Origin of the sequence: Flavobacterium rarum (SeqCode) (genome assembly GCF_965234445.1) — a bacterium.
GTDB classification, from domain to species: Bacteria; Bacteroidota; Bacteroidia; order Flavobacteriales; family Flavobacteriaceae; genus Flavobacterium; species Flavobacterium rarum.
Window position 1 is genome coordinate 1 of the sequence record NZ_OZ248483.1, and the last position, 25,538, is coordinate 25,538.

Annotated in this window: 20 protein-coding genes and 1 rRNA gene; 9 read left to right on the forward strand and 12 right to left on the reverse strand. The window is 31.6% G+C overall.

Annotated elements, in window-relative coordinates:
* The first annotated feature begins 78 nt into the window (after positions 1 to 78).
* The 3 genes from rrf (at position 79) to AC8GF4_RS05780 (ending at position 1,766) form a co-directional block, all read left to right on the forward strand.
* Positions 79 to 188 (forward strand): 5S ribosomal RNA (rrf, locus tag AC8GF4_RS05770).
* 329 nt (positions 189 to 517) lie between these two features.
* Positions 518 to 922 (forward strand): T9SS type A sorting domain-containing protein, encoded by a 405-nt coding sequence (locus AC8GF4_RS05775; RefSeq protein WP_506593292.1) that lies wholly within the window; start codon positions 518 to 520, stop codon positions 920 to 922.
* Positions 923 to 1,151: 229 nt separating this feature from the next.
* On the forward strand, positions 1,152 to 1,766 hold the full coding sequence (locus tag AC8GF4_RS05780) for a deoxynucleoside kinase (RefSeq protein ID WP_506593294.1): 615 nt from the start codon (positions 1,152 to 1,154) through the stop codon (positions 1,764 to 1,766).
* Between the two features lie 73 nt (positions 1,767 to 1,839).
* On the opposite strand, the gene AC8GF4_RS05785 is transcribed toward AC8GF4_RS05780, so the two are convergent.
* Positions 1,840 to 4,014 carry a carboxy terminal-processing peptidase gene (locus tag AC8GF4_RS05785; RefSeq protein WP_506593295.1) on the reverse strand — a complete coding sequence of 725 codons (2,175 nt, stop codon included), beginning with the start codon at positions 4,012 to 4,014 and terminating at the stop codon, positions 1,840 to 1,842.
* 211 nt (positions 4,015 to 4,225) lie between these two features.
* Here AC8GF4_RS05785 and surE point away from each other — a divergent pair, with 211 nt between their 5' ends.
* From surE to AC8GF4_RS05805, 4 genes are all read left to right on the forward strand, one after another.
* Positions 4,226 to 5,005, forward strand: a complete 780-nt coding sequence (gene surE / locus AC8GF4_RS05790; protein WP_506593296.1) for a 5'/3'-nucleotidase SurE — start codon at positions 4,226 to 4,228, stop codon at positions 5,003 to 5,005.
* On the forward strand, positions 4,998 to 5,270 hold the full coding sequence (locus tag AC8GF4_RS05795) for a hypothetical protein (protein WP_506593297.1): 273 nt from the start codon (positions 4,998 to 5,000) through the stop codon (positions 5,268 to 5,270). The genes surE and AC8GF4_RS05795 overlap by 8 nt, the downstream gene beginning before the upstream one ends.
* 132 nt (positions 5,271 to 5,402) lie before the next feature.
* Positions 5,403 to 6,515 (forward strand): lipid-A-disaccharide synthase, encoded by a 1,113-nt coding sequence (gene lpxB, locus AC8GF4_RS05800; protein ID WP_506593298.1) that lies wholly within the window; start codon positions 5,403 to 5,405, stop codon positions 6,513 to 6,515.
* A 209-nt stretch (positions 6,516 to 6,724) separates the two neighbouring features.
* Positions 6,725 to 8,761: a ComEC/Rec2 family competence protein gene (locus AC8GF4_RS05805; RefSeq protein ID WP_506593299.1), complete on the forward strand. Its 2,037-nt coding sequence runs from the start codon at positions 6,725 to 6,727 to the stop codon at positions 8,759 to 8,761.
* A gap of 9 nt (positions 8,762 to 8,770) precedes the next feature.
* On the opposite strand, the gene AC8GF4_RS05810 is transcribed toward AC8GF4_RS05805, so the two are convergent.
* From AC8GF4_RS05810 to AC8GF4_RS05830, 5 genes are all read right to left on the reverse strand, one after another.
* The gene (locus AC8GF4_RS05810) at positions 8,771 to 9,256 is read right to left on the reverse strand and encodes a thioredoxin family protein (RefSeq protein WP_506593300.1); all 486 of its coding nucleotides are present in this window, start codon (positions 9,254 to 9,256) and stop codon (positions 8,771 to 8,773) included.
* A 94-nt stretch (positions 9,257 to 9,350) separates the two neighbouring features.
* A complete protein-coding gene (locus tag AC8GF4_RS05815; protein WP_506593301.1) occupies positions 9,351 to 10,835 on the reverse strand; it encodes a peptide MFS transporter in 1,485 nt (494 codons plus the stop codon).
* A gap of 17 nt (positions 10,836 to 10,852) precedes the next feature.
* Positions 10,853 to 12,511: a peptide MFS transporter gene (locus tag AC8GF4_RS05820; RefSeq protein ID WP_506593302.1), complete on the reverse strand. Its 1,659-nt coding sequence runs from the start codon at positions 12,509 to 12,511 to the stop codon at positions 10,853 to 10,855.
* A 69-nt stretch (positions 12,512 to 12,580) separates the two neighbouring features.
* Positions 12,581 to 14,272 (reverse strand): peptide MFS transporter, encoded by a 1,692-nt coding sequence (locus AC8GF4_RS05825; protein WP_506593303.1) that lies wholly within the window; start codon positions 14,270 to 14,272, stop codon positions 12,581 to 12,583.
* Between the two features lie 38 nt (positions 14,273 to 14,310).
* A complete protein-coding gene (locus tag AC8GF4_RS05830) occupies positions 14,311 to 16,482 on the reverse strand; it encodes a S9 family peptidase (protein WP_506593304.1) in 2,172 nt (723 codons plus the stop codon).
* A gap of 335 nt (positions 16,483 to 16,817) precedes the next feature.
* Between AC8GF4_RS05830 and AC8GF4_RS05835 the strand changes: the two genes are divergently transcribed.
* Together AC8GF4_RS05835 and AC8GF4_RS05840 are read left to right on the forward strand one after the other, a co-directional pair.
* Positions 16,818 to 18,134 carry a hydroxymethylglutaryl-CoA reductase, degradative gene (locus AC8GF4_RS05835; protein ID WP_506593305.1) on the forward strand — a complete coding sequence of 439 codons (1,317 nt, stop codon included), beginning with the start codon at positions 16,818 to 16,820 and terminating at the stop codon, positions 18,132 to 18,134.
* 60 nt (positions 18,135 to 18,194) lie between these two features.
* Positions 18,195 to 19,106, forward strand: a complete 912-nt coding sequence (locus tag AC8GF4_RS05840; RefSeq protein WP_506593306.1) for a GYDIA family GHMP kinase — start codon at positions 18,195 to 18,197, stop codon at positions 19,104 to 19,106.
* A gap of 92 nt (positions 19,107 to 19,198) precedes the next feature.
* On the opposite strand, the gene AC8GF4_RS05845 is transcribed toward AC8GF4_RS05840, so the two are convergent.
* From AC8GF4_RS05845 to AC8GF4_RS05870, 6 genes are all read right to left on the reverse strand, one after another.
* The gene (locus tag AC8GF4_RS05845) at positions 19,199 to 21,298 is read right to left on the reverse strand and encodes a peptidylprolyl isomerase (RefSeq protein ID WP_506593307.1); all 2,100 of its coding nucleotides are present in this window, start codon (positions 21,296 to 21,298) and stop codon (positions 19,199 to 19,201) included.
* A gap of 110 nt (positions 21,299 to 21,408) precedes the next feature.
* Positions 21,409 to 22,668, reverse strand: coding sequence for a hemolysin family protein (locus tag AC8GF4_RS05850; RefSeq protein WP_506593309.1), 1,260 nt, complete (start codon positions 22,666 to 22,668; stop codon positions 21,409 to 21,411).
* A gap of 2 nt (positions 22,669 to 22,670) precedes the next feature.
* Positions 22,671 to 22,862, reverse strand: coding sequence for a hypothetical protein (locus AC8GF4_RS05855; protein WP_506593310.1), 192 nt, complete (start codon positions 22,860 to 22,862; stop codon positions 22,671 to 22,673).
* A gap of 13 nt (positions 22,863 to 22,875) precedes the next feature.
* A complete protein-coding gene (gene lptC / locus AC8GF4_RS05860) occupies positions 22,876 to 23,430 on the reverse strand; it encodes an LPS export ABC transporter periplasmic protein LptC (protein ID WP_506593311.1) in 555 nt (184 codons plus the stop codon).
* Positions 23,431 to 23,469: 39 nt separating this feature from the next.
* Positions 23,470 to 24,720, reverse strand: coding sequence for a BamG family beta-barrel-assembly machinery protein (gene bamG / locus AC8GF4_RS05865; RefSeq protein WP_506593312.1), 1,251 nt, complete (start codon positions 24,718 to 24,720; stop codon positions 23,470 to 23,472).
* Positions 24,713 to 25,447: a type III pantothenate kinase gene (locus tag AC8GF4_RS05870; RefSeq protein ID WP_506593313.1), complete on the reverse strand. Its 735-nt coding sequence runs from the start codon at positions 25,445 to 25,447 to the stop codon at positions 24,713 to 24,715. Before AC8GF4_RS05870 ends, bamG begins: the two co-directional genes overlap by 8 nt.
* Positions 25,448 to 25,538 lie beyond the last annotated feature (91 nt).

The following is a 25,538-nucleotide window of genomic DNA, read 5'->3' on the forward strand; positions in this document are numbered from 1 at the left end:
TATATTCTTTATCTCAGTATGTTAAGATATTATGTAATGTTAATTGACAAAAGTCAATTACCCATTGCAATACGACCTTAAGGTGGTTATTGCGGCGGGGCTCACCTCTTCCCATCCCGAACAGAGTAGTTAAGCCCGCCTGCGCAGATGGTACTGCAGTTATGTGGGAGAGTATGTCGTCGCCTTTCTTTAAAGAATCCTATTCATTAATTTGAATAGGATTTTTTTTGTTATAAAAATAAATTTTAGCTTCAAACGAATCCCTTCTTTTTAAAGCCTTTCTCAATTGATACGTTATTTTAGTAAATAGTTTATAAATTTAGGAAAAAGATCCATTTTATAAATTTTAAAATGATTCTGTATTACCTTCAAAGTTTGTTAAATTGTCCTATTGATACAGATATCGTTTTCGTAAAGTTAATATAGTATTTATATTGGCTAACATTGTTGTGTTTTGATTTGAATTATCCTCCTACTTTAGCAGTAGAAATAATTACTAATTAAAAACAACCGTATTATGAAAACGATTTTAAAATTATGTCTAGTAGTATCAGTAGTAATGACTACGATGAGTACTTATGCAATTGATGGTGATTTTTTACTAAATGTAAAAAAAGGGACAGCTAAAGAAATAAGTTTTTCGGTAAATGAGATTCAGCAAGCTAATGTCACAATTTATGATAAATCATATAATGAAATTTATTCTGAAGTTGCAACGGGAAAAGCTGGTATTGTAAAAACCTATAGCCTAGAGGAGTTTCCTGACGGAGTCTATTTCTTGGTTGTGGAAACCAATTTAAAAAAAGTCACTCATGAGATAGTTATATCCAATTCAGTGTCCTCTTTGTCGAGAAAGTCTACTGCTGAAGTATATAAGGGTGATTTGAAAATGAAAAATCAAAACGTGGCTACAGTGAACTAATGTATTCCTGAATTAAATCAGTCAAAATTTATAAAACAGTCCTTGTTAGGGCTGTTTTTTTGTTTAAATGCGATTGCTTTGAAATAAACTTCTTATGAATGATGTACTTATCAAATAAAAAAATGCTATATATTTTATAAAATGATTCCTTTATTTCTCATACAAAGATTTTTTTTTATCTATTTTTACAACCTAAATAATCTTCAAATTTAAAAATAGCCACGCCAAAATGCATATAGCAATCGCAGGAAATATAGGTTCAGGAAAAACTACATTAACACGTTTATTAGCTAAACATTTTAAATGGGAACCCCATTTTGAAGAAGTTGTTGATAATCCATATCTAGATGATTTCTATCATCAAATGGAACGTTGGTCTTTTAATTTGCAAATTTATTTTTTGAATAGTCGTTTTCGTCAAATAATGCAGTTTAGAGAAAGTGGTAAAAAGATTATTCAAGACAGGACAATATATGAAGATGCTCATATATTTGCACCTAATCTTTATGCTATGGGATTGATGACGAATCGAGATTTTGAAAATTATTCTTCACTTTTTGAATTAATGGAATCTTTAGTAAAACCTCCAGATTTATTAATTTATTTGAGAAGTTCAATTCCTAATTTAGTTGGACAAATACATAAACGTGGTCGTGAATATGAAAACACTATTTCCATTGATTATTTAAGCAGGCTTAATGAACGTTATGAAGCCTGGGTTCATACTTATAATAAAGGAAAAATTATGATTATTGATGTAGACAATATAAATTTTGTAGACAATCCAGAAGATTTAGGTCTTATTATAAACAGAATCGATGCAGAGTTGAATGGATTGTTTTAAATAAGATAATACTTTTACCCATTGAAAAAAAAGCGACTGTCAAATTTGAATACAGTCGCTTTTTTGTATTTATTTATGATTTGACTAATTTTCCCTTTTTGTCACCAGTAATAGTACTTTTTACAATTGATTTAGTTTGAAGATCATCCAATACATTTAAAGCTTCTTCTACATAAATATCTTTGGTTAAACTTTCATGCCATCTTTCTCTTTTTTCTTTTAAAACAGGATCTTTACTCATCCCTTCTAATTCATGAGGTAAAGAGTAAAATTTAAGATTATTTTTATAATCTGAAATTGGTTTAAATTTTTTTGCTACCTCTTCGATTTGATTTTGAGCCACTTTAAATTTTTCCATATTCAAGCTGTACGTATTCTCGTTACTTCTGCTGTCGATCCATTTAGCATTTTCTTCAATCAATTTAAATTGACTGTTTCCTTCAATTCTTTTTTTGCTATTAGCTATTGCTTGGTCAAATTTTGATGTATTATTCCAAATAGTATATGTGGCTGGATCTATTTTATCCCAAGGCATTGCGTTTTCTTCATCACGTTCGCCCATTTTTAAATAAGCATATCGATCGGGCATAACTACATCACTACTTACCCCTTCAAGTTGTGTAGAACCACCATTGATTCTATAAAATTTTTGTGTTGTAGTTTTTAAAGCGCCTAAATCTCCAGCAGAACTGTTACGAACAAATTGATTTAAATCGATTACATTTTGTACAGTACCTTTTCCATAAGTTTGCTTGCTTCCAATTATAATTCCTCTTTTGTAATCTTGGATAGCCGCAGCCAAAATTTCTGATGCGGAGGCCGAAAATTCATTAACCATTATTACCAAAGGACCGTCCCATTCTATTTTTTTGTCTGTATCATACAGGATTTCTTTTTTCTTTCCAGCTGATTTAATTTGAACTATTGGTCCTTGTTCTATAAACAAACCTGCAATATCTACCACTGTTGATAAAGAACCTCCTCCATCATCACGCACATCTAAAACAATTCCATTTACTCCAGCTTTTTTCAATCTGTCAACCTCTAGAGCAATATCTTTACCGGCATCTCGTCCGTCTTTATTTTCGAAATCAATATAAAACTTAGGCAAATAAATTACGCCATATTTCAAACCATTTTTATCAACAATACTCGATTTGGCATAGGTTTCTTCAATTTCTACAATATCTCTTATTATAGATATAATTTGAATAGTTCCATCAACTTTTTTTACGGTAAGTCGTACTTCAGAACCTTTTGGACCTTTTATTTTTTTTACCACATCATCCAAACGCATCCCTATTACATCTACAGGTACACCATTTCCTTGTGCTACTTTCATAACCAAGTCGCCTGCTTCCAATTGCTTACCTCTCCAAGCTGGCCCACCTGAAATTAATTCTGAAATTTCGGTATAATCATTTTTCTTTTGTAATCTAGCGCCAATTCCTTCAAGTTTACCACTCATACTTACATCAAATCGCTCTTTTTCTTCAGGAGCAAAATAGGTAGTGTGTGGGTCAAAACGAGACATTATTGAATTGATATATAACGTAAACCAATCGTCTCTTTTTAATTCATTCATAAATCCAAAAGACTCATTTAATGAATTCAAAGAGCTTTCTCTTGTTTCAATATCAATTATTACATCTGTTTTTATTTTGTAATTAGGATCTTTGGCCTTTTTATCTTCTTCCATTTTTTTCTTGTCGGTAAAAGATGAAAGAGTAGATAACTTAATTTGTTTTCTCCATTTCTCTTTTAATTCAGCATTGTTTTTAGAGTAAGGGGATTTGTCATAATCAACATTAAAATCTTCATCAACACTATAGTCAAATGGTTTGCCTAAGATATCTTTAAATATGTTCTTGCTTTCTTCCATTCGAAGCATCAATCGGTCGTATGTAAGATTAAAAAAAGTAAGATCTTTATTGATTAATTGATCGTCTAATTCCAATTCAAATTTTGAAAATTCATTGATATCTGATTGTAAGAAAAAACGTTTAGATGGATCTAAAGCAGCAATATAATCTTTGTATACTCCCTTTGAGAAGGCATCATCAATAACGGCTGGATTATAATGCCCTTTTTCAATAACAAAGGTCAAAAGCTCCAAAAGCAATTTATCTCTTTCCGGATCTACTGTTTTTTTTGAATTAATAGTAAAGGCAAATAAAGTAGCCGAAAGGCATACTACAGCTATGAGTATTTTATAATTTTTTTTCATAAAGCTAATAATAGTATTCATCAATTTTTTAAACTAAGTTACTTCAAAAACTATGCTAATCCTTAATATAGCTGCACAATTTTTTGTTAAAGATATAAAATAGAAATTTTTATCTTAGTAAAAACTATGCTAAAAATATATTTTATTTGTTTGCAATATAAGATTTTGTGTTACTACATTTGTTTATCAAGTAAAAATTTTAACAACAATTCTTTTTTTTAACAGTATTCAAATGAAAAATGAAAGGCCTTTAATACTTATTACCAATGATGATGGTGTTTCGGCTCCTGGAATTAGAGCTTTAATAGAAGTAATGGCATCAATCGGAGAGGTAGTTGTAGTTGCTCCGGACAAACCTCAAAGTGCAATGGGTCATGCGATTACCATTAATAACACACTATATCTTGATAAAATATCGAAGGAAAATGATTCTATTGTAGAATATAGTTGTTCAGGTACACCAGTTGATTGTGTAAAAATAGCGGTAAATGAAGTGCTAAAAAGAAAACCTGATTTGTGTGTTTCAGGTATCAACCATGGTTCAAATTCTTCAATAAATGTAATATATTCTGGTACCATGAGTGCCGCTGTCGAGGCTGGAATTGAAGGAATTCAAGCCATTGGTTTTTCGTTATTGGACTACGACTGGAATGCCGATTTTGATCAAATTAAATCTTTTATAAAGACGATTTCACTTGAGGTTTTAAAGAATAAACTTCCAGAAGGCGTTGTTTTGAATGTAAATTTTCCCAAATTAAAAGAGAAAGAAATCAAAGGAATTAAAATTTGTCGTCAAGCAAATGCACTTTGGGTAGAGAAATTTGACAAACGAAAAACACCACAAGGAAAAGACTATTATTGGCTTGCAGGAGAATTCGTCAATCAAGACAAAGGTGAAGATACAGATGAATGGGCTTTACAAAACGGATATGTTTCTATAGTTCCAGTACAATTTGACTTAACTGCGCACCACGCTATACAAAACTTAACCAAAAGAGATTGGAATGCATAAAATAGACTTACTCATCGGATTTATCATCGGAATTTTGGCTTCCCTTTTAGGAATGTTTCTTTACATCTCACTTATCGTTCACTCGGATTTTATAACTGTAATTCAAACCATGAAGAATGAAGGTCATCTCGGAAAAATAGTTACATTAGGTTCAATATTGGATTTAGTTGCTTTTGGTATTTTACTTAAAATAAATAAAGAACTTATGGCAAGAGGTGTCGTTTTGGCAGTCATATTACTCACATTCATTACTTTGTTTTTGTAACAACTAAGCTACTATGTTGTTAAGACACTAAGATTCTAATTTTTTTTTAATTGTTAGTTTTTAACTTAGCAACTTACTTTCTTAGAATCTTAGAGTCTAAATATTATCTTTGTTTACCAAAAAAAACTAAAAATGAAATACTATATTATTGCAGGAGAAGCTTCAGGAGATTTACACGGTTCCAATTTTATGAAAGCAATCTATGAAGAAGATTCAAATGCCGATATTCGTTTTTGGGGTGGCGATTTAATGCAAAATGTAGGCGGAACATTGGTGAAACATTACCGGGAATTGGCTTTTATGGGTTTTATTGAAGTGTTATTTAACCTTAAAACCATTTTAAACAACATTAAAGTTTGCAAAAACGATATTACACAATTCAAACCAGATGTTATTATTTACATTGATTATCCTGGTTTTAATATGAGAATTGCCAAATGGGCCAAAGAAAAAGGGTATAAGAATCATTATTATATTTCTCCACAAATTTGGGCTTGGAAAGAAAATCGAATTACAGCAATCAAACACGACATTGACAAAATGTATGTGATTTTACCTTTTGAAAAAGACTTTTACGAAGTTAAACATCAATTTCTAGTAGAATTTGTTGGACACCCATTGATTGATGCCATTCACAATCAAGCGGGTATTGATGCCAATACTTTTAGAGCAGAAAATCATTTGTCCGAAAAACCAATTATTGCCATTTTGCCAGGAAGCCGTAAACAAGAAATCAGCAAAATGCTGTCTGTAATGCTCAGTGTGGTTAATGATTTTCCCGATTATCAATTTGTTATTGCGGGAGCACCAAGTCAGGAACGTTCTTTTTACCAACAATTTATTTCTGGAGAAAACATAAAATTTGTTTCCAACAAAACCTATGCTTTATTGCGCAATTCGACAGCCGCATTGGTGACTTCAGGTACCGCAACTCTCGAGACAGCGCTTTTCAAAGTTCCCGAAGTAGTTTGCTACAAAGGGAGTTGGGCGTCTTATCAAATTGCTAAGCGTATTATTACGTTGAAATATATTTCGCTTGTAAACCTTATAATGGACAAAGAAGTAGTAACCGAATTGATTCAAGACGATTGCTCAACCAAACGAATTCAAGAAGAACTAACCAAAATCCTAGAACCTAGTTATCGAATAACACTTTTAGAAAACTATGATTTACTAGAGGAGAAACTGGGTGGAGTAGGCGCAAGCAAAAAAACAGCACACTTGATTGTTCAAGCCATAAAATAAATGCTGCTTAATAATATTTTGGGCGTAACCCCATAATGAAAAGAGCCAAATATAGACACTGCTTATTCGGCTCTTTTCCATTATGCGGTCAGGCTATCCGCGCTACTTCGGTAGCTAGCTTCTATCCTTTACGCAAAAAAACAGCGTCTTAAATACAAAATTATTCTAAAAAACTACTTATTTCTTACAAATAGTTGTATTTTAGTTTGATGAAAGTATTACAATTTCCTCTTGCCAAAATTACAATTTCCTTTATTGCAGGAATACTTTTCGTCTATTCCCTAAAATTAAGCCCCTCCGTAATTTTTACAATTCTTGCAATAACCTCTTTTATTTTTTGTGTATCGTATTTTATAACTAAGAAAAAAAAAAGCTTTTCATTGCTTTTTGGAATTGCAACCTATCTATTTGCTTTTTCTATTGGTGCAACTACACAGCTGGTTCATTCTGACTTGTATCAGCCAACTAATTATATCCATACCAAAGATATTTTTACCAAAAATCACACTTTTAAAGTGACTTTGAGAGAAAAACTAAAAAGCTCTTATTCAAATGAACGATATATTGCATTGCTCAATTCCATAGACCAAAAAAAAGCAACTGGAAAAATTCTGCTTAATATTCGAAGCGGAAAATTGAACCACTTTTTTGCAATTGGAAGTCGTTTAAAAATCAATTCCATATTATTTAAAACCACTCCTCAAAAAAATCCAAACCAATTTGATTACCAAAAATATCTTGAAAACAAACAGATTTACGCTCAATTGTACACAGATTCAAATGAGATAAAACTCAGTTCAGATACCGTTCAAGACATTTGGTATTATGCTGCACAATTGAGAACTCGGATCATTCAAAATTTAGAAAAAAGTAATTTTAATCGTAAAGAATTGAACGTTGCAGTTGCTTTAATTATGGGACAGCAACAAGATATAGATCCCGAAATCATACAAGATTATCAATATGCAGGAGCAGTTCATATTCTATCTGTTTCGGGATTGCACATTGGTTTTATATTATTATTTGTAACGCTATTGCTCAAACCTTTTTCAAATACTAAAAAAGGAGCTTTCATTAAACTAATCATAACACTTACGGCACTGTTTCTTTTTGGAATTTTGGCTGGTTTGGCCCCGTCAGTAGTTCGATCTGTAACTATGTTTTCCTTCGTTGCCATTGGCAATCATTTAAGACGAAGTGTCAATATTTATCATACTCTATTGGTATCTATTTTACTGATTTTACTTTTTCAACCTTCCTTTTTATTTGATGTTGGTTTTCAATTGAGTTATATAGCCTTGTTTTTTATTATTTGGTTGCAGCCATTAATTGATCAATTATGGAAGCCAAAAAATAAAGTTCAAAAATACATTTGGGACATACTTACAGTTTCTTTTGCGGCACAAATCGGAACATTACCATTAAGTATCTATTATTTTCATCAATTTCCAGGCTTGTTTTTTGTGACCAATTTAATTGTGATTCCTTTTCTAAGTATTATTATGGGGCTAGGTGTAATTGTCATGGTGCTTGCAGCTTTTAATTATGTGCCATTTTATCCCGCAAAATTTTTAGAATTCTGTATCTATTTTTTGGATAAAATAATCAACACAATTGCATCATTGGAGCAGTTTGTCATAAAAGACATTCCATTAAATATGTCATTATTATTAAGTGGATATACACTTATTATTGCCATTATTCTTTGGTTCAAAAAGCCAAGTTTCAAAAGGCTTACTTTTACTTTATTAGTGATTATAGTGTTTCAATTAACTAGTATTAAAACAAAATGGGATATACAAAGACAAAACGAATTAGTAATTTATGATACAAAAAACAAAACTCTAATCACAGAACGGATAGGGGATAAAGTAACTTTATATTCAAATGACAGACAATCCAAAGATTCAAAAAGCATTACAGTTGTTAAATCGTACCTAATCGGGAATTTTTGCCAACTAAATCATCAAATTGGATTGCAGAATCTCGTTTATTTTAAGGGAAAAAAAATACTTATTTTGGATAGTTCAACGGTATATCCAAAAAGAGTTCAACCAGATATTGTACTTCTTACTCAGTCGACAAAAATAAATCTAGATCGTTTTTTGCAAAACATAAAACCAAAAATTGTAATTGCAGATGGATCCAATTTTAAAACTATTCAGAAGTTTTGGAAAGCATCATGTAAGCAACAAAAAATCCCTTTTCACGCAACGAATGAAAAGGGATTCTATAAAATGAATTAAAAAAAGGGTTTAAGCTTTTTTAGTTTTTTTTGGTTTTTTCACAAAAGGATCTGCAACTGCCAACCAAGCTGTTGGCCCACCTGCTACATAGCCAGTACTTCCTAGTCCTTCAAAATTTACTTTTCCTTCTTTATTAGCTGTTGCTTTAGCAAAATAAACAGTTGGAAAACCTTGAATTCCAAAGGCTTGTTGTAATTCGGCATTTTGTTTTTTAATTTCTTCAGATTGAGCCGTTCTTCTAGGATAATCCAATTCTACCAAAACAACATTCTTTTTGGCCCATTTTGTAAATTCGGGAGTTTTTAGCACTTCATTTTGCAAACGAATACACCAACCACACCAATCACTTCCTGTAAAAAACATCATTAAAGGTTTTTTTTCTTTGTTGGAAACTTTAATTGCTTCTTTTACATCTGTATGCCATTTTAACTCTTGCGCTTGCATTGTGCTAACACCAATGAAGAATAGTGCGGCTAAAAAAATATTTCTACTCATAATGGTATAAAATTTATAGATTTTGAAAATATTTGATTTATATATTGATTTCTATTTTACAAATTTAAACAAAAACAGCACTATAAAATGTCGGCTATTTTACTTCTTGCATTAATTTTTTAATTAAAGGAGAAATAGCAATCAAAATCAAACCAGCAACCAATGAATAAATTGCTAATTGATAATACCCGTCTGTGTAGGACTGCAACTTAGACATTAAAGTAGTACCTGTATTTGATTTAGAAATTTCGGCACCCAATTTTCCTGCAAATAACTGACCAAAGGCACTTGCTAAAAACCACAATCCCATCATCATTCCGAAGAGTCTTTTTGGCGAAAGCTTAGTTATAATTGACATTCCGATAGGCCCCAAACAAAGTTCACCAATAGTTGTCACCAAATAGGCAAATGTGAACACATTCAAAGAAGTGATCCCATTAACATCTGCAAAAAATTTAGTATAATAAAAAATATAAAAAGAAGCAGATAAAAATAAAAATCCAATTCCAAATTTAATTAAAGTATTAGGCTCTATCTTCTTTTTGGCTAACCAAAGCCAAAGTAATCCTATTAAAGGACTAAAAATAACAACAAACAAAGTATTAGAACTGTTATTTACAGCATTTGGGTCAACAGTAAATCCAAGTAAATCATAACTTAAATTGTCCTTGGCAAACAGTGACAATGAACCACCGCTTTGTTCATAGATCGCATTAAAAACTAAATAAAAGAAAATAAATGTAAATGCCGCAATCATCTTTTTTTGCAATTTTACATCTCCCAACTTTATAACTTCGTAGGTAAAATAAATAACCGCAATTATCCCAATTGTGTACATAAAATAATCAGTGTAATCCGTATTTTTCACCATTATAAAAATAAAAGGAATACTTAGTAATGATCCTATATAAACCAATATCTCTCTAAATTTTCTTTTGGTTGGCTCTAAATGTAGTAATGGTGAGTCCCCAATTGGACCAAGATGTTTTTTTGTAAACAAAAAAGTAAGCAATCCAAAGGTCATAACAATAGCCGCTGAAAGAAAACACAATTGCCAAGAATAATATTTGCCTAAATAAATACACAGAATACCTCCAAAAAAACCACCAATATTAATTCCTGCATAAAACATTCCATAACCTGCATCTCTTCTATGATCGCTTTCATGATAGAGTTCACCGACCATTGAGGAAATATTGGGTTTGAAAAAACCAGTACCAATTATAGAAAAAGCTAAGCCATAATAAAATAAATGCTGTGGAGCAAAAGAGATAAGTAAATTCCCCAAAATCATTACGATTCCTCCAAAAAATAATGATTTCTTAAAACCTAAAACTTTATCTGCAAATATACCCCCAATAAAAGTAAAGGCATAAACAAATGCCTGAATAGCTCCGTATTGTAAATTAGCTGCCTCATCTTTTAGCAATAGTTGGTCAACCATAAAAAAGGTTAATACACCGCGCATTCCATAAAAGCAAAACCGTTCCCACATTTCAACAGTAAACAAATACCACAATTGTTTTGGATATTTCCCTTTAAAATTTTGTATTTGTTCTAAACTTAAAATTTGTTCCATTTTTTTATAACATTGTATTAATTAATTCCTTTTTCTTTCATTACCTTATTGAGATTTTTGACCAGGGCAAACATCAGCAAGGTTGCAAACATCAAAAGGGTAAAATTCACCCAAAAAAAGTTGGCTTTATTGTCATAACTGTCCCACATACTAGCCAATACTCCACTTAATTTATTTCCAATAGATGTTGACAAAAACCAACCACCCATCATTAAAGCAGTAATATTCTTGGGGCTTAATTTTGATACCACAGACAATCCCATGGGACTCAAGAATAATTCTCCAATGGTTATGACTCCATAATTGGCTACCAACCACCAAACCGACACTTTTTCGGTGCCGTTGTTCCCAATATGAATCGCAGCAACCATTACCAAAACAGATAAAGCTGAAATCAGTAATCCAAAGGCAATCTTAGTAGGTGTAGTAGGTTCTTTTTTTCGATTTCTTAGGAAGGTGAAAAAAGCCACAATTAATGGAGTTAATATTATAACCCAACCAGGATTAATGGATTGGCTTAAATTGGCAGACCACGTAAATATTTTACTGTTTTCTTTGGGCAATTTATCGGGAGCTATATTTCTAAAATACAATGGATAATCCACCACTTTGATTACTTTGCCCTCTTTTTTTTGAATTCGAAAAGCGGCATCATACAAGGCAACCGAATCTTTAGCATACGTCAAGGTATCAGTAAGAACCAATTTTGACCCAATTTGTTGCGACATTCCTGTCAATTCACGATCGGTATATTTATCCCCCCAATTATTTAAAGCCGATCCGTTTAATTTAAAAACGGCCCAAAATAAAATCACGACAGCAAAAATAGAAAGCAAGGCACCTATTGGTCGTTTCTCATCTTGCTTTGCTTTAAAGTAAAGACTTCCATAAAAAAAAATTATAGGAATACAAGCAAAAACAAAAGCATCGGTACTATCTGAACCAAAAACAGAACTGTCTAGATTGATATCCGAACTAACTCCTTTTAATAACCATCCTATAATTCCGAAAATTACAGAAGGTAACAAGATAAAAAGCACAATTTTATAAAAAGGCATATCTCCTTCTTGCACCCCTTTTTTCTCGGTTTTATCGCCGTAATGTTTGGTGCCCATCAAAAACACAATCACACCTATAAACATTCCGACACCAGCAGCCATAAAAGCTTCTTGCCAACCGAAAAGAATTTTTAGAGCCGCTCCAAAAAAATTGCAAATGAAAGCTCCAACGTTAATTCCCATATAGAAAATATTGTATCCTTCGTCTTTTTTATCTTTAAACTGGTCATCATTGTAAAAATTCCCTAATAATGTCGAAATATTGGGTTTAAAAAAACCATTTCCAACAATTACCAAAGTCATTGCAGTGTATAACATGGGTAAATTATGAATTCCCATCATGAGATACCCTACACCCATCATTAAACCGCCAATGACAATCGACTTTTTATATCCTAAATACCTGTCGGCAACCAAACCACCAATAAAAGGAGTCAAGAAAACAAGTGCTATAAAAGTTCCGTATAAATCCGAGGCTTCTTTTTCGGTCATGGCAAAACCGGATTCGACATCTTTTAAGTACAGCGTAAAAATCCCTATCATTAAATAATACCCAAAACGTTCCCACATTTCGGAAAGGAACAAATAAGGAAGAGCTTTTGGGTGCGATTTCCACATAAATATTGGAGTTTAAAACAAAATACCTGCCTGAAAACCAAGCAGGTATTTTTGAATTTTTATTTTGAATTATCGAATACCGTGCATCATTTTTTTCAAGAATGGTGTTAATGCAAATAAGATTACTGCTGCAACACCTGTAGAAATTACAAAAACCATAAAAAATTCAAATAAATTATGGATTTCAAAACCTACAAAAATAGGATTATGATCCATAATTTGATTGGTATCTAATAATTGTATTTGCTCTGGAGTAAGAGTGATTTTTTTATCCAATACTGCTTGCAAATCGATACCAAGTTCTTTTGCTTTAATGAATTTATCCCCAGTTGCAGGCAAAATAGAACCTAGAGTTCCTGCTAATGCATATCCTGAAGCATTCGATAAGAAAAACACGCCATACAATAATGAAGAGAAACGTTTTGGAGATAATTTACCAACCAATGACAATCCAATTGGAGACAAACATAATTCTGCACAAGTATTCAATAAATACAAAAGGATTAGCCATTTAATAGCCAATAATCCTGATGAACCAAGATCTTTTACTTGTGTAGCAATCATAAAGAAACTTACTGCTATTAACAATAATCCCAAAGCCAATTTTACAGGTGAAATAGGTTCTTTGTCATTGGCTCTTAATTTATCCCACAGCAAACTGAACGGAACTGCCAAAGCAACAACAAATAATCCGTTAAAAATTTGCACCATTGAAGCTGGCATTTGCCATCCAAAAAAGTCTCTATTGGTTTGGTTGTCAGCTATAAAAGTCAAAGACGATCCTGCTTGTTCAAAAGCGGCCCAAAAGAAAATAATAAAGAATGAAATGATATAAATTACAATAATTCGGTCTCTTTCTACTTTTGTTAGTGAGCTGTCAGAGAGTATCAAACCAGCCAAAGTAATACCACTTGCATAAATAATTGGATAAATAATTGTTTTTACTACATTTTCACCATCAACTGAAAAATGAAACAATAAAAACATTCCAATAAAAGCAACTACAGAAAGCATTAAAGATTTTGATGTAAAGACAGCACTTTGAGCTTCTCCTTCTTCGTAATCTGAAGATTCATTTTTAGAAGGCAATCCTCCTAAAGGTTTTCCTTCGGGAGTAACCACATATTTATTTTTCAAGAAATAAAACACCAATGTTCCAATAAGCATTGCTACTGCTGCTGCAAGAAATCCCCATTTGAAAGCGTGAATGTCTCTAACTCCTCCAGTACTTTTTACATCTCCTACCAATGGACAAATGAATTGACCTAAAAAGGCTCCTAAGTTGATACCCATATAGAAAATAGTAAAGGCAGTATCCAATTTACTTTTTTCTTGTTTTGGATACAAACTTCCCACCATACTGGAAATATTCGGTTTGAAAAAACCATTTCCAAAAATGATAATTCCTAAACCAGAATACATAATTGTTGTAGCTAATCCTATATTTTCTCCAAAAACACTCGCACTTGTAAATAATAATAATTGACCAATAGCCATCATCAATCCACCAAGCATAATACAATTTCTATTTCCAAAATAACGGTCTGCAATAAAACCTCCAAGCATTGGTGTCAAATAACAAAGTCCTAGAAAACCTCCATAAATCAAAGAAGCATCTTCTTCTTTCATCATTAAAGAGTTTACCAGAAATAGAACCAATAAAGTTCGCATTCCATAGAAATTGAAACGTTCCCACATTTCGGTTCCAAATAATACCCAAAGTCCTTTTGGATGTGCTGTTTTCGATTGAGTTTCTGTCATTTTTTTAATTTTGGTTTTGTTTTGGTATTTGATTTGGGTTATAAATTCTCCTTGATAAAGTTAGTCATTTTTGTATACAATTGAATTCTTGTTTTCCCTCCATAAATACCGTGATTTTTATCCGGATAGATTTGAGAATCGAATTGTTTGTTGGCCTGAATCAAAGCTTCGGTCATTTGCATTGCATTTTGAACATGAACATTGTCGTCAGCAGAACCATGTATCAAAAGAAACTTCCCTTTTAATTTATCCACATGATTTATTGGTGAATTAGTATCATATCCGCTAGCGTTCTCTTGTGGAGTTTGCATGTAACGTTCGGTATAAATGCTATCATAAAAACGCCAGTTGGTTACAGGTGCAACTGCTATTGCCATTTTAAAAACATCGGCTCCTTGAAATATACAATTGGATGCCATAAATCCTCCATAAGACCAACCAAAGATTCCAATTCTGGATTTATCAACGTATGGGTAATTCCCAATAATTTTGGCAGCATCGATTTGATCTTCAACTTCATATTTTCCTAGTTCTTTTTGGGTCACTTTCTTGAAATTGGCTCCTTTGAAACCAGTTCCTCTTCCGTCTACACAAACTACAATATAGCCTTGTTGAGTAAGCGAGATAAACCAGTAATCATCTGCACTGTTCCAATCGTTATTCACTTGTTGAGAACCGGGACCAGAATATTGAAACATAAAAACCGGGTATTTTTTGGAAGAATCAAAATCTTTAGGTTTCAAGATCCAAGCATTCAATTCGTTTCCTTTGTCTGTTTTTAAAACAAAAAATTCTTTTGTAGCTAAATCATAAGCCTTCAATTTTGAAGAAAGATCTTGATTATTTTCGATTACCTGTATTTCTTTGCCTGTTTTAGACTCGTTTAAAGTATAAGTCGTAGGCTGAGAAGCACTAGAGAAAGTATTGATGAAGAATTGAAAATTAGGGCTAAAAGTAGCTGCATTTGTTCCCGTATTTATGGACAAACGCACTTTATTTTTTCCGTCTAATGCAACGCGAAATACATCTCTGTTTATAGAACCGTTTTCTGTGGATTGGTAAAAAACAGTTTTTGTTTTTTCTTCAAATCCGTAGTATGAAGTTACCTCCCAATTTCCTTTGGTCACTTGATTTTTAAGTTTTCCAGTATTGTCATAAATATAAATATGGTTGAAACCGTCTTTTTCGCTTGTCCAAATAAAACTATTGTCTTTTAAGAAAGTCAAATTATCAGTTACGTCAACATAAGCCTTGTCTTTTTCATTCAAAACCACTTTTGCAATGGCAGTAGTTCCATCCACAAACAATAAATCAAGATTGTCTTGATGTCTGTTTAAAACTTGTGCCGACAATGTGTTGTTGTCGTTTGTCCATTGTAATCTTGCGATATAAAAATCGTTATAGTTTCCTAAATCGACTTTTTTGGTAGTGTTGCTTGTCGCATCATATAGGTGTAATGAAACTACCGAATTTTTCTCTCCCGCCTTTGGATATTTGAATGTTTCAATGGTTGGATATAAATTTTTCTGAAAAATTGACATCGAAAATTCTGGAACTTCACTTTCGTCAAAACGAATATAGGCTAACTTTTTACTGTCTTTACTCCAGTCAAATGCTCTTACAAAAGCAAATTCTTCTTCGTAAACCCAGTCAGTTATACCATTAAGAATCGAATTTTTCTTTCCATCAGTAGTGACATCAGTAGATTTTTTGGTAGCTACATCATAGATGTATAAATTATTTTCTTTGGCATAAGCAATTTTTAATCCATCAGGAGAAAAGGTAGGCTCTTGAACCTGAAAATCAAATAGTTTCGTTAGGGTTTTAGTACCAATATTGTATAAAAAATAATCGGCTGAAAAAGAGTGACGGAAAATTTTATTTGAGTTTGATGCAATTAATAACTGTTTTTCAGAAGCATCAAATGTGTAACTGTCAATACCGTTTGAAAGTTCTTTGAAGTTTTTAGTGTCAATTAGGTTTGACTCTTTTTTTAAGGTTGCAAAATCATAAAGATCGATTTGCATACTTCTTGTTGCTCTGTCAGAATTTAATACCGTGTATTGATTGGTATTTTTCATGGATTGCAATTCATCCATCCCTTTTGTGCGAAAAACTCCAGTAAAAATTGCGTCAACTGTAATTTTTTGTTGTCCAAAAACGTTTAAACACAAAAAGAGAAGTAACGTAGTAATCTTATTCAATTTCATAATATAGATTAAGTTATAAAAGCCACAATTTTAGTGAAAATTTTATAAATAAAACACTTTTTCCGTGTTAAATGTTATAATTAATTATTTTTAACATTCCTTTTGAATGTTTTTCAATAATTATGAAAATATCAATGAATGTTGCTACTAAATTTGTAGTATTTAAATTTTTATGATTATAACTAGCTTTATTGTTCTTGTTTTTCATCTCAACTTAGAATTGAAATAGTTGGACAATAAAAAAATATTAGAATTCAAAATACCAATTCGTTTTAAAAAAAAGGATTGCATTCTAATACGTATCTTTGTGTTTATAAAGTTATAATTTATACTGTATGAACAACGTTGTTGCTGGATTTTCAAAATTATCCAAAGAAGAAAAAATAAACTGGATTGCCAATCACTATTTTTCGACGCCAAATGAAGCTATTGCACTCCTTAAAAATTACTGGAATTCAGATGAAAAAATTCAGAAGCTTCATGATGAGTTCATAGAAAATACTATTTCAAACTTTTATATACCGCTTGGTGTTGCCCCAAATTTTTTGATAAATGGTAAATACAGCACGATTCCAATGGCAATTGAAGAAAGCTCCGTTGTTGCTGCTGCAGCAAAAGCCGCAAAATTTTGGTCCACTCGTGGAGGATTCAAAGCAACTGTTTTGAATACTGAGAAAATCGGGCAAGTACATTTTATATATAAAGGAGAAGAGTCTAAGTTGTCGTTATTTTTTATACAATTTAAATCCAAGTTTTTTGAATCTACTGAAAGTATCACGAAAAATATGCAAAAAAGAGGTGGCGGTATTTTGGATATTGTTCTAAAAGACAAAACCAATCTAATTCCAAATTATTATCAACTTCATGCTACTTTTGATACCAAAGATAGTATGGGAGCTAACTTTATCAATTCTTGTTTGGAACAGTTTGCGAAAACTTTAAAAGAAGAAGCACATACATACGATTTGTTTACCGAAGAAGAGAAACAGATAGAAGTCATAATGAGTATTCTTTCCAATTATGTGCCTCAATGTATTGTTCGAGCCGAAGTTTCTTGCGCAGTGGAACAATTGGTTGAAAAACACATTGAAAATCCACAAGAATTTGCTGAAAAATTTATACAAGCGGTTCAGATTGCAGAAGTTGAGCCCTTTCGAGCAGTAACACATAATAAGGGAATTATGAACGGAATAGATGCAGTGGTGCTTGCAACGGGAAATGATTTCCGAGCTGTAGAAGCTGGTGTGCATGCCTATGCCTCTAGAAAGGGTCAATATTCTAGTTTATCTCATGCCAAAATAGAAAATGGAATCTTTAGTTTTTGGCTTGAAGTTCCTTTGGCATTAGGTACAGTTGGTGGTTTGACTTCTTTGCATCCTTTAGTAAAATTGTCTCTAGAAATGCTAGAAAAACCCTCGGCGAAAGAATTAATGCAGTTTGTGGCCGTTGCAGGTTTAGCTCAAAATTTTGCTGCTTTACGTTCCTTAACAACAACTGGAATTCAAGACGGTCATATGAAAATGCATTTAAATAATATTCTTAATCAGTTAGAAGCCAATGATGAAGAACGCATTTTAATTAAAAAGCGTTTCAAACACAATACTGTTTCTCATAGTGCCGTAGTTGATTTTATAACACAACTCAGAAAATAATTTTAGGCAAAAACTAACCCTTTCGGAGTTCCAAACTCAAAAAGGGTTTACATTCAGATAATGAAAAAAACATTTTACAGCAACGGAAAACTTTTAATAACAGGAGAGTATTTGGTTCTTGACGGATCTAAATCTTTGGCTTTGCCGACAAAATATGGACAAAATCTAATTGTTGAAAAAGGGACAAATCAAGAAATTAAATGGACTAGTTTTGATGCTGATGTAAGTGTTTGGTTTGATGAAACCATTTCGTTTAATGCTATAAAAACAAAAAGTGTTTTTGAAAATGAATCTGTAAAAAACACCTTGATTGCTATCTTGCACGAAGCATATTTATTGAATCCTAAACAAATAGATTTATCGGAAGGATTTGTTGTTGCTACACGATTGACTTTTCCTAGAAAATGGGGTTTAGGAACATCTTCTACATTGATAAATAATATCGCGCAATGGTTTAAAATTAATGCTTTTGTGTTGCTTAAAAACAGTTTTGGGGGTAGTGGTTATGATATTGCTTGCGCACAAAATGACTGTCCAATTGTTTATCATTTAGAAAAGGGAAAACCTAAGGTTGAAAAAGTGATTTTTAACCCAATATTCACCAGTGCTATTTATTTTGTGTATCTCAATCAAAAACAAAGTAGTAAAGAGGCTATAGCTTCATACAATGCCAAAAAAAGTAATTTGGAGCGTTATAAAAAAACAATTACTACAATAACAGATAAAGTTTTAAAGTCAAACGATCATAATTCTTTTTCACAAGCATTAAATGAACATGAGAAGGAGTTAAGTTCAATTCTAGAAATTAAAACTGTTAAACAGACTTTGTTCCCTGATTTCATCGGTACAATAAAGAGTTTAGGTGCTTGGGGCGGGGATTTTGTATTGGCTGTATCACATGAAGATCCAACATCTTATTTTGTGTCTAAAGGGTATGAGACTGTAATCCCTTATAACAAAATGATTCTTTGAGTAAATAACTAGTAAAATCTTCAATTTGAACAAAAAAAACCCGATACTTCTCAAATTAAAGTATCGGGTTTTTATGACTGAATAATTACTGTTTAGTAATTAAAATCTTTTCTGTTGTCTTTGATGTCTGCATCTTCTTTCAAAGCAGGAATTACTCTGTTTGAATCAGAAGCACTTTGAGCTTTCAATTTAGATACATTTGGAGCATAACTTTTCAAAGCAGGTGCTTTTACCGTGCTTATGTTTTTTACCACATAAACTCCTGTAGTTCCTTCAATAGGAGCAGAGATTTTATTGGCTGTTAATGCAAATGCATTTCCAACAACTTTTGGTTCTTGACCTACACCTCCAGCTAAAACTGGATTTTCTAAAGTTACATTTGAAGCTTGTTGTACTGTAGAACCTGTAGCTTTTGCTATAGCTTCCAAAGAAGAACCATTCATTTTTGCTTTAAGCATTTCCGCTTTTTTCTTATTTTTAAGAATTGGCTCAACATAAGGTCTTACTTGATCAACAGGAACTAATCCGGAATTATCAATAGATTTTACTTTTGCTATAACGTGACCCAAATTAGCTACTTCAAATCTTTTTGTAGCACCTTCTTTAGTGTCTTTTTCAAACGCCCATCTTACGATAGTTCTTTGATTGCCTAATGAACCAAAATTCTCATCCATTGCTTTAACTGTTACTCCTGGAACAACAGTAAGTGCCATATCTTTTGCAACTTTATTAAAATCTTTGTCAGCGACATCCATTTCAAATTTTGTTGCTTGAGTAAATACTTTATCAGATGTAGTTTCTGAAGCTTCAATTTTTTGAGCTACAGTAGCCAAACGAATACCGTCTTGTTTGTCTGTGATTTTGATAATATGAAAACCAAATTGAGTTTCCACTAGACCAACTTTTCCTATTCCGTTAGAAAAAACGAAATCATTAAATGGTTTTACCATTTGATTTGGTCCAAAATATCCTAAATCACCGCCTTGTTGAGCAGATGAATCATCAGAATTGGTAAAAGCCATCATTAAGAAACTATCAGGATTTGCATTAACTTGAGCCAAAATTTCTTCTGCTTTTGCTTTTGCTTCTTCTTTTGTTCTTTTCTCTTTTGTGTTTGGAGTTTGAGAACCTTCATAACCAATTAAGATATGACTTGCTTTAACATTAACTCCCGCTTTTCTACCTAATGATTTAGAAATACAATAGTATTTTCCAAAAACATAAGGTCCATAAATAGCTCCAGGAGCTAAATTGTATAAATTATCAGCATCTAAAGCCGGTAAATTGTTTTTAGGAACATAAGTTGAATCATAAGGGACATCAGAATTAGAATTTACAAATTCTATTACATTTGAAGTTGTTCTGAAACCTGCTACTGTATCATTTTTTGCTGTAGCTTGATTGTACACTACACTTCCAGATAATAATCCAGTTATTTTTGATTTAATTTCATTTTCATCTGCAGCAGATGCTTTGTCTTCAATTAAAACGTATTCAACTTTGCGAGTTTCTTCTGATTTGAATTTTTTAGGACTCAATTTCATAAAATCAACAATTTCAGCATCAGTAATTTTTACATCACTATCTTTAATTGTAGAAAACAAACCAGCAACATAAGCAAAGTTTACTTTGTTTGCTCCCATTTCATAATTAAATTTTCCTTCACTTTCAGTAGTGTAGATTCCAGCTTTAATTAATGTATTGTAGATTTGAAATTTAGCATTCAATTCGGCGTCTTTTTCTCTGTCTTTCAAGTATTGAGCTTGCTCTGGATTTGATTTGAAATATTCTTTGAATTTTACTTCATCAAACATACCTGCACTATTTAAAAACATTGGATTTTTCCCAATATTTTGATCTGCTTTAAGAACGTCTAAGATGTGTTTTTCACCAACTCTTAATCCTAATTTATCGAATTCAGCAGAAAGTAATGCAATTGTTACTTCTTGATCCCATACTCTTCTTGAAGCTTCAGTTGCAGTAATCCCTTGACCACTTTTCTCAACATTGCTAACTTTTATTCTAAAATCCTCAAAAGAGATATCTTTTCCATTGATGCTACCAACATCTTTTGAGCTTTTACCAAAACTTCCGTTTGAAAAAAGATCTTGTATTATAAATGAAAATAATGCTAGAGCAATAACTCCAATCATTATAGCCGAATGTTGTCTGATTTTTGATAAAACTGCCATTGTTTATTATTGTTTATTTTAAAATTTTGTTTGCGAAAATACAATTATCTAATTAATAATTATAGAACTACTGTTTTTTTTTTGTTTTTTTTTAATTTAAAAAAAAATAATCAGTCTTTGATAGTCATTTTCACCAATTCAATCTTCTTATTTGTGGCTTCTTCTATGACAAAGTGATAATTTTCGATAGTAATAATCGCTCCCTTTTGTGGAATTTCCTTTGTATAATTTACTATAAAACCTCCAAGTGTTCCATAGGATTCACTTTCTGGTATTGCCAGTTTGTAGTATTGATTCAGATATTCTACATCAAACCGTGCTGAGAATATAAAAGAATTGTCTTCTAACTCTTTTTCTATCAATTCTTCGTCTGAATCATGTTCGTCTTCTATTTCTCCAAAAAGTTCTTCTACAATATCTTCTATTGTTATAATTCCAGAAGTTCCGCCATATTCATCTAATACTACTGCAAGGCTTTTTCTTTTTTTTGTCAATAAACTCATTGCGTCCTTAATGTATATTGCTTCGGGGATAAATTCTACAGGTATTACAATTTCTTTTATAGTAGAAGGTTTCTTAAATAAGTCGAATGAATTAACATAACCAATGATATCGTCTAATGAATTTTGACAGATTATAATTTTAGAATAGCCAGTTTCAACAAACAAATTTTTCAAGTTTTCTAAAGATTCCAAAACATCCATTGCCGCAATTTCTGTTCTCGGAGTCATTACATCTCTCGCTTTTACACCAGAAAAGTCTAAAGCATTTCGAAAGATTTGTATCTCAGAATCTACTTCTTCATGATCTTCAACAGTGCTCATTTGCTCTGTAATGTAATTTCCTAATTCTATTTTACTGAAATATAATTGTACTTGGTCACCTTCAGTTTTGAAGAATTTTCTTAAAATAAAATCAGAAATCCAAATTAGAAAAGTAGATATAAAATAAAGTAATCGATAAAAGAAGTACGCTGGTATTGCGAAAAATTTTATAAGTATATTGGCGTAAATTTGAAAAAAGACTTTAGGTAAAAACTCTGCTGTAATTAAAACAATAAAAGTTGAAAGTGTAGTTTGAAGTAACAGGCTTGAAAAATGTGAAAATTTAATGTGAAAAGCCAAAAGCCAATTCAAGAGTAATTCACCCATAAAGAACCCGTAAATCACAAGTGCTATATTGTTACCAATAAGCATTGCTGCAATAAATTTTGAAGGCTTTTCGGTAAGTTTAACAAGGGTTTTGGATAGAAAGTTATTTTGTTTTTTTTCTAATTCCAAATATATTTTATTCGATGAAATAAAGGCTATCTTCATTCCTGAAAAAAAGGCACATAGTATTAAACACAATATTATAATGCCGATTTCCATTTTTAGGATTGTTTATTTCTATTTTCAAATTTTTTCGCAAACTTTCTTCTAAAGAAAAACATGAAAATGGCAAGACCGGCAATGACAAAACTTAATAATGGAGTTTCGTCTGAATTCCATTTTGTATATCCTTCGTACAAAAAATAGATTCCAAAAGCCAAATAGAGATAAGATGTATATTTTAAAAAATTCATAATTATATATTTTTTATTCCGAAGATTCAATTTCTCCTTCAATTCGTTGCGAGTTCACTACTTTAAAGTCTTTGCTGAAATCAATTCCTTGTCCGGTAGAACCTCCTTTAGCATCAGTCAATTTAAATTTTTTCTCTGTATAAAACCATGCGTTTTTTTGATCAAAATACAATTGTTCTGTTTCGAGCATTTGTCCAGCTTCGGATGTGATTTTTACTTTTCCTTGTAAGTCTATAATGTTGGTTTGTTTGTATGAAATAGCGTAATTAGATTCAATAAAAGTTTTTTTGCCATTATTGTCAAATATGGTTACATCTACTCCTTTTGGAAATTCAGTAAATGCAAAATCCACATTGGCATAATCAAGCATTTTTGAACTTATCAGTATTGATTTTATTTTTCCAGAGTCTGTGTATTTTAAATTCACATTGTCTGCGTCACCGCTTGGAACAAATTCGGAATAATCATTTTTTTGTACTTCTTTAAAATTACTTTCACAACCCATTACTACTATAGCCAATAAGGTAAGTAGAAAAAGAGAAGAATTTTTTTTTTTTAAAAAGTGCATGCCGATTTATTTTACTGAAGATTAAAATTCAATATTTTTTTATTCAATCCTTGATTGTCTAAACCATTTGTCACTAAGTGAAAAACTCATTGCCATTGTGAAATAATTTTCTTGAATTAAACCATTGGTTGTAGTCCCTCTTTTTCCATATTCTAATCCAATATTCATATTTGAAAAAGTACCAGAAATTGGCAAACCAAATCCTAGAGTAACGGCCTTTTCATCAATATCTACTGATTTTATGGTTGTTCCGGTTTTAGTGTATTTTAAACCTGCTCGGTAAACTATTTTTTGATAATATTTTGAAAAAACATTAAAGTTTGGAACATAATGCCCTCCTATACTATAGCTTGAATATTTTCCGTAAGTAACATTGTCTGCTGTATTGAATTCGTCGGATAATTTTCCAACATTTTGAAAAGTCATTTGGGTACCAATTAACCATTTTTTGGTTTCTCCAACACCAAAACCAACAGACAATTTTTCTGGAATCGTTAAGTCTGTTCTAATTTCTTTTTTTGAAGCAACTTCAAGTATTGCTACATTAAAATTGGAATTATAGTTTACTGTTGATATTGTTTTAGTATTTGTAGAAGCCAATTTGGTTTGAGGTGTATAAGTTAAGCTGCTATATAAGTTTAATTTTTTCTCAATTTTATATTTATACATTACACCAAAATTAGCAGTAAAACCATTTAGATCAGCTTTGTTTTCTTCTTGAGAACCGATCATTACACCCGAAATGTATTCTAAATTTGTATTGTTTATTCTTCCGAAGCTATATTGTACATCTGCACCTACAACTAAATTAGGGATAACGGTGTATCCTAATGAGAAAAAGGCCTTATTCAAACCTCCGGAACCTTTCAAAATATTATTAACTCCTTCTGGGGCAGAACTTGTAGACTGTATATTATAGCCAACAGATGTAAAGGGAATCAAACCGAATCCTACTCCTATTTTTCCCAAAGGCAAAGACACTGCCAAATAATCAAGAGCGGTTCTTTGTGCCTTTTCGTTTTTGGTTTCTGTTTTTAAACTGGTTGATGTATAGTTTCCACCTATGGTAAAAGTAGTGAATCGAACACTCGCAAAACTGGCAGGATTCAAAATGTTAATATGAAGACTGTCTTGCTCAATGTTTAGTCCAGCCATAGAGCGATTTTCAAGGTTTCCTTTAAATCTGGATTCACCTATTCCGAAAAAAGAATAAGGCGATGCAGTTCCACTTTGAGCATTAGACATTAGTGTAAAAAAGAAACAAGCAGTGACAATAATTTTTTTAATCATTTTTGATTTTATATTGAAAAATTTGGTTCAAACTTTCTAAAAGAAAATTTGAATTGGCAAATATGGTATTTTTAAATCGTTTAGCCAAAAATTCTGTGTCTCCTCCCGTTAAAATTATTATAAAATTTGAGTAAAGTGAGGTGTATTGATCTACAAAACCCTCAATTTCATATATCAATCCATTTACAACACCAGAGTGAATGGATTGAGCAGTAGAATCCCCGATTACATTTTTTGGATTTTCTAAAGTTAATAAAGGAAGTTTCTCTGTGTAGTTATGTAATGATTCATATCTCAAACGCAAACCTGGAGAAATAGCACCACCGTGATATATGTTGTTTTGATCAATAAAATCATAAGTTATACAGGTACCTGCATCAATGATCAACCTATTTTTTTCTTGAAATTGTAATGTTGCTCCTGCAGCCAAAACCATTCGGTCGATTCCTAATGTTTTTGGGGTAGCGTAATTGTTAGTAAATGGAAACGTGTCTTCATGAGAAATGAACCATACATCGAGCTTGTTATTGAAGGATGAAAACACATCTTTTTCTATGTTTCCAACGGATGCTATAACCAAATGTGTTATTTGTTGGTATTTTTTTAATACAATTGTAATTTTTTCTTCTATTTCTTTTTTGGAAAATATAAAATATTCTAAGGGGTTATAGCCCTCAAAAACAGCTCCTTTAATTCTTGTGTTGCCTATATCAATGGTCAAAATCATAGTTTTCTTTTTAAAAATGCTAAGGTACGAATAGATTTTTTTTTAAAAATGTATTGTTTAATTTAAAAAAGATATTATATTTGCACCCGCA